Consider the following 6245-nt stretch of genomic DNA (forward strand, 5'->3'; position numbering starts at 1 on the left):
AAGAGTGGGTGAGCAAGTTGGCTATGGAAGAAAAAGACCTAGAGCAATCTTATGATGCTGATCAGATACAAGTATTAGAAGGATTAGAAGCTGTTCGAAAGCGTCCAGGAATGTATATTGGTACAACAAGTTCAAGAGGGCTTCATCATCTTGTTTGGGAAATTGTTGATAATAGTATTGATGAAGCATTAGCAGGACACTGTGATCATATTATTGTCACTATCGAAAAAGATGATTGGATACGAGTAGAAGACAATGGTCGTGGTATACCAGTCGATAATCAAGAAAAAATGGGTAAACCAGCAGTAGAAGTAATTATGACAATTCTACATGCAGGTGGTAAATTTGGCGGTGGCGGATATAAAGTATCCGGAGGACTACATGGTGTAGGTGCCTCAGTAGTAAACGCCCTATCCGAATATACAGAAGTATATGTTAAACGTGATGAAAAAATTCATCTTATCAAATTTGAACGTGGAGCAGTTTCCGCTCCTTTAGAAGTTATTGGAGAAACAGATGTTACTGGAACAACTACAAGATTCAAAGCTGATAGCGAGATATTCACAGAAACTACAGTATATGAATACGAGATACTTGAACATCGTGTTCGTGAACTTGCGTATTTAAACCGTGGGTTGTCTATAACACTTGCTGATGAAAGAGAAGGAAAAGAAAAAACGATTAAGTATTACTACGAGGGTGGTATTAAATCATACGTAGAAGATTTGAACGAGTCCAAAGAACCTATAACAGAAGAGGCTATCTTCGTTGAAGGGGAAAAGGATGGAATCTCTGTAGAAATTGCAATGCAATACAATTCAGGATACTCTTCTAACATTTTATCTTTTGCTAATAACATAAGTACCTACGAAGGTGGTACGCATGAATCAGGCTTCAAAACAGCATTAACTCGTGTCATAAATGACTATGCAAGAAAAAATGGTTTGTTAAAAGAGGCAGACACCAACTTATCAGGGGATGATGTGAGAGAAGGCTTAACTGCAATTGTTTCCATCAAACATCCAAACCCTCAATTTGAAGGACAAACAAAAACAAAGTTAGGTAACTCCGAAGTAAGTACTATTACTAATAGTCTTTTCTCCGAAGGATTTGATCGATTTTTATTAGAAAATCCTCAAATTTCAAGAAAAGTAGTGGAAAAAGGCTTGATGGCTGCTAGAGCTCGGGTAGCTGCTAAGAAAGCTCGTGAATTTACACGTCGAAAATCTGCATTAGAGGTTTCTAGCTTACCAGGTAAGTTAGCAGACTGTTCTTCTCGTGTTCCCGCAGAAAGTGAACTATATATCGTAGAGGGTGACTCTGCCGGTGGTTCTGCTAAATCTGGTCGAGATCGTCATTTCCAAGCAATATTACCTTTACGTGGGAAAATCCTGAACGTGGAAAAAGCACGTTTAGATAGAATTTTAGGAAATGCTGAGATTCGCGCAATGATCACTGCACTTGGAACTGGTATTGGAGAAGAGTTTACATTAGAAAAAGCTCGTTACCATAAAATTATTATTATGACAGATGCTGACGTAGATGGAGCACATATTCGGACATTGTTACTTACTTTCTTCTTCCGTTTCATGAGACCATTAATAGAAGCTGGCTATGTATATGCAGCCCAACCACCATTGTATCAAGTGAAACAAGGAAAGCATGTAGAGTATTGTTACAACGATGAACAATTAAAAGAAATATTAGATCGTTTACCTAAAACCTCAAAACCAAATATTCAACGTTATAAAGGGTTAGGAGAAATGGATGCAGATCAACTTTGGGATACTACTATGGATCCTGAAGAACGTACATTACTACAAGTAAATTTAGATAATGCAATGGAAGCAGATAAAGTCTTTGAACAATTAATGGGCGAAGAAGTAGAACCAAGACGTCTTTTTATTGAAGAGAATGCTGTATACGTGAAAAACTTAGATATATAAGAAAGTGTGTGACTGGAGGTCTTTAGGATGTCAGAAATACCGAATAAAGGCGTTAAAGGGATTAATATTAGTACAGAAATGAGAACCTCATTTCTAGATTATGCAATGAGTGTTATTGTATCCCGTGCCTTACCAGACGTTCGTGACGGGCTAAAACCTGTACATCGTCGAATTTTATATGGTATGCAAGAGTTGGGGAATACGCCTGATAAACCTCATAAGAAATCGGCTCGTATTGTAGGAGACGTAATGGGGAAATATCATCCACATGGTGACTCATCTATTTATGATGCAATGGTCCGTATGGCGCAAGATTTTAGTTATCGTTATATGCTAGTAGATGGTCATGGAAACTTTGGTTCTGTAGATGGTGACGGAGCAGCGGCAATGCGTTATACAGAATCACGTATGTCTAAAATTGCTTTAGAGTTATTGCGAGATATCAATAAAAACACCATCGATTATAAAGATAACTATGACGGACAAGAAAAAGAACCAGTTGTATTACCTAGTAGATATCCTAACTTACTTGTAAACGGTGCTTCTGGAATTGCTGTTGGGATGGCTACGAACATTCCATCACATAATCTAGGAGAAGTAATTGACGGAGTGTTAGCTCTAGCTGAAAATCCTGCTATTACGATTGAAGAGTTAATGTCGATTATACCTGGACCAGATTTTCCAACGGGTGGTATTATTTTAGGCCGCAGCGGAATTCGTCGAGCTTATGAAACAGGTAGAGGCTCTATATTAATACGTGCAAAAGTGGAAATTGAAGTAAAATCAAGTGGTAAAGAAGTTATTCTTGTTAAGGAATTACCATATCAAGTAAACAAAGCTCGTTTAATAGAAAAAATCGCAGAATTAGTACGCGATAAAAAAATTGATGGAATTACGCATTTAGCAGATGAATCTGATCGTAATGGAATGCGAATTGTCATTGAAGTACGGAAGGATGCAAATTCTCACGTATTATTAAATAATTTATATAAACAAACTGCATTACAGTCAAGCTTTGGCGTTAATATGCTTGCATTAGTAGATAACCAACCAAAAGTTTTGAATATAAAAGAAATGCTTTATCATTACTTAGAACATCAAAAAGTAGTAATACGTCGTCGCACACAGTTTGAACTGAACAAGGCTCAAGATCGAGCACATATTTTAGAGGGACTTCGAATTGCTTTAGACCATATCGACGAAATTATTAAGTTAATCCGTGCTTCACAAACAGGCGAAGAAGCCAAAAATGGATTGATAGAGACTTTCAATTTATCAGAAAGACAAGCACAAGCTATATTAGATATGCGTTTACAACGTTTAACTGGTTTAGAACGTGATAAAATTGAAGAAGAATATAAAAACTTAATGACACTAATTGAAGAACTAAAATTCATTTTGGCAAATGAGTATCGTGTAGTGGAAATAATTAAAGAAGAAATCTCTGAGATTAGAGATCGCTACGCAGACAAACGCCGAACTGAAATTGTTGCTGGAGGAGCAGAAGTTTTAGAGGATGAAGATTTAATCCCTGTAGAAAATTCTGTGCTTACTTTAACAAACAAAGGATATATTAAACGACTACCTGCTAATACGTATAAGAGCCAAAAAAGAGGTGGACGTGGTGTACAAGGAATGGGTACAAATGAAGATGACTTTGTAGAACATTTATTGTACACATCAACACATGACACAATTCTCTTCTTTACAAACAAAGGGAAAGTTTATCGAGCTCGAGGATTTGAAATTCCAGAATACGGTCGTACAGCTAAAGGCTTGCCAATTATAAACCTATTAGGTGTAGAAAAAGACGAACAGGTTACTGCTATGATTCCAATGGCATCATTTGAAGAGGAAAATTACTTTATCTTCACAACGAAGTATGGGATAACAAAACGTTCTCCTGTTACTGGATTTGCACATATTCGTGCAAATGGGTTGATTGCTATTTCATTGCGTGAGGAAGATGAACTTATTGCTGTACGCTTAACTAATGGTGAGAAACAAATCATTATTGGGACAAGACAAGGTAAATTAGTTCGATTCGAAGAAACCGATATACGTTCGATGGGTAGAACTGCCGGAGGAGTAAGAGGGATTCGTCTGAAAGACGATGACTATGTAGTTGGTATGGAAATTATCGAACCTGAGCAAGAGATTTTAGTTGTTACAGAAAATGGATACGGCAAACGAACTCCAGAGTCGGAATATCGCTTGCAAAGTCGCGGTGGTATGGGTGTTAAAACTTGCCAAATCACCGACAAAAATGGTCCTTTATCAGCTGTTAAGGCGGTTAACGGAACAGAAGACTTAATGCTAATTACGATTAATGGAATGCTTATCCGTATGGATGTAAAAGACATTTCTAAAACAGGCCGTAGTACACAGGGCGTTCGCTTAATGAGGTTATCAGGAGATGAATTAATTTCTACTGTAGCTAAAGTTGAAAAAGAAGATGATGACGAAGATATTTTAGAAAATTTAGAAGAAGATTCTACATTGGAAGAAATTGAAACACCATCAACGGAAGAACAATCTGAATAAAAAATAAAAACACACCCTTAAATAATTTTATTTAAGGGTGTGTTTTTGTATCTAGTTTAAATTCCATATACTTTCATGATGAATATTTAGTATAATAAATGAAATATTAGGAAAGAAGGAATACTTTATGAACCAAAGCCTCATTAACTTAGAGCAATTAAAATTAGGTACGATAATTGCAGAAGATATATTAGTAAACACTAATTCACCTATCATTCATAAAGAGGCAAAGGTAACTAGAGAACTTATTCAAGTGTTGCGAGCTTTTAATATAACTAAAGTACCCGTTGTTCTAGAAAATGTTTTTAATAGATCAGATGAAGAGATTAAAAAGTTAAATGAGGATAGAGTAGAATCTCTTCCAATAGATGAAAAACCGATAGTGACTACGAGTTTTGTTCAATTATATAAAGATGCTGTAGATAGCTTCTATAAAGAATTCATGGGCTGGGAATCAGGCATGAAAGTAGATGTAGCAAAACTAAGGAACATTATTATGCCTTTAGTTGAAAAAGCAATGGTAGAAAAACAAGTATTTTCTCTCTTAAATATGTATTCTAAAATGGATAAATATATAGCACATCATTCTATAGCAGTTGGAATTATTTCAGGAGCAATAGCGAAAAAGTTGAATTACTCTTCTGGTCAAATAACGCAAATGGCTACGGCCGGTCTAATGGCTGATATAGGTATGGCAAAAGTAGATTCCAAAATAAGAGATAAAAAGTCTGCCCTAACTGAATTCGACTTTTCGGAGATAAAAAAACATACCATTTATAGTTTTCAAATGATAAAAGATAGTCCTTTATTAAAACCTGAAATGAAGCTAGCAATTTTCCAACATCATGAACGTTTAGACGGAAGTGGATATCCTAAAAGTGATAAATTGGATAATGTTTCTGTTTACTCACAAATAATAGCAGTAGCTGATGTCTATCATGCGATGACTTCAGAACGAGTTTACCGTGCCAAGAGTTCCTCTTTTAAAGTATTAGAAATGATTCGGGAAGAAGGATTTGGAAAGTATAATATAGAAGTCGTAAACAAATTAATAGAATTAGTAGGGTCTTTACCAATTTCAACGCGGGTTCTTCTATCAAATGGAGAAAAAGGAGAAGTAATTTTCTTACATAGAGATTCTCCTATGCGCCCAATGATTCGATTATCTGATAGTGGGCAAATAATAGATTTAGCTGCTAAAAGAACTCTTCATATAGAAAGTGTTATTAGTTAAAGTAACCTAAACTCTTTCTTCTTTTGTTAGGAGAGGAAAGAGTTTAATATTATTTTACAATAAAGTGTTGACATACTTCCGAAAGCTTGATATTATATAGAAGTCGCCAAAACGACATTACAACAACATGAACATTGAAAACTGAACATGCAAAACGTTAAGAAACATAGCTTTCAACTAACTTGTTAGGATGATAGCAAAACAATTTTGGACATCATTTAATGATGATGCCAGCAAAACAAAATGAGCTTTTAAACTAGTTCTAATTTGTTCCTTCCGATGTGCTCTGCACATCGGAAGGAACTATTATGGAGAGTTTGATCCTGGCTCAGGACGAACGCTGGCGGCATGCCTAATACATGCAAGTCGAGCGAATGACGAAGAAGCTTGCTTCTTCTGATTTAGCGGCGGACGGGTGAGTAACACGTGGGCAACCTGCCCTGTAGATTGGGATAACTCCGGGAAACCGGGGCTAATACCGAATAATCCATTTCCTCTCATGGGGAGATGTTAAAAGACGG

3 protein-coding genes and 1 rRNA gene are annotated in these 6245 nt (G+C 36.1%); all 4 read left to right on the forward strand.

Going from position 1 to position 6245, the window contains the following annotated elements:
• The first annotated feature begins 23 nt into the window (after nucleotides 1-23).
• A complete protein-coding gene (gene gyrB, locus BM260_RS14265) occupies nucleotides 24-1946 on the forward strand; it encodes a DNA topoisomerase (ATP-hydrolyzing) subunit B (protein ID WP_175496307.1) in 1923 nt (640 codons plus the stop codon).
• Nucleotides 1947-1973: 27 nt separating this feature from the next.
• Nucleotides 1974-4490 carry a DNA gyrase subunit A gene (gene gyrA / locus BM260_RS14270; RefSeq protein WP_093538021.1) on the forward strand — a complete coding sequence of 839 codons (2517 nt, stop codon included), beginning with the start codon at nucleotides 1974-1976 and terminating at the stop codon, nucleotides 4488-4490.
• A 127-nt stretch (nucleotides 4491-4617) separates the two neighbouring features.
• A complete protein-coding gene (locus tag BM260_RS14275) occupies nucleotides 4618-5724 on the forward strand; it encodes an HD-GYP domain-containing protein (protein ID WP_093538022.1) in 1107 nt (368 codons plus the stop codon).
• A 305-nt stretch (nucleotides 5725-6029) separates the two neighbouring features.
• Nucleotides 6030-6245 (forward strand): 16S ribosomal RNA (locus BM260_RS14280); the annotation flags it as partial.

Origin of the sequence: Psychrobacillus psychrotolerans, from assembly GCF_900115805.1 — a bacterium.
Classification (GTDB): domain Bacteria; phylum Bacillota; class Bacilli; order Bacillales_A; family Planococcaceae; genus Psychrobacillus; species Psychrobacillus psychrotolerans.